Source organism: Vibrio sp. 10N.222.46.A1 (assembly GCF_041473595.1).
Taxonomy (GTDB): Bacteria; Pseudomonadota; Gammaproteobacteria; order Enterobacterales; family Vibrionaceae; genus Vibrio; species Vibrio tasmaniensis_A.
The window spans coordinates 1-253 of record NZ_JBFRSN010001589.1 but is presented as its reverse complement, the minus strand read 5'-3'; the positions used below and the strand labels follow the sequence as shown (position 1 = coordinate 253).

Sequence of the window (253 nt, the reverse complement as noted above, 5' to 3'; positions counted from 1 at the left end):
GACGGTGATGTTGTGATGGAAGGCGAGGGCACAGTAGAGATTGCACGCCCTAGCTTGTTCCGTTGGGAAACGACTTTCCCTGATGAAAACCTATTGGTCTCTGATGGTCAAAGCTTGTGGTACTACAGTCCGTTCATTGAACAAGTGAGCATTTACTGGCAAGAACAAGCCACATCGCAAACGCCATTTGTATTGCTGACTCGTAACCAAGCAAGTGATTGGGATAACTACAATGTTGCGCAAACGGGTAACC

At 47.4% G+C, this 253-nt stretch carries 1 protein-coding gene; it reads left to right on the top strand.

Going from position 1 to position 253, the window contains the following annotated elements; genetic code table 11:
• Positions 1-253 (top strand): outer membrane lipoprotein chaperone LolA (lolA, locus tag AB4496_RS28290; protein WP_372133362.1); only part of this gene is annotated, 253 nt, incomplete at both ends.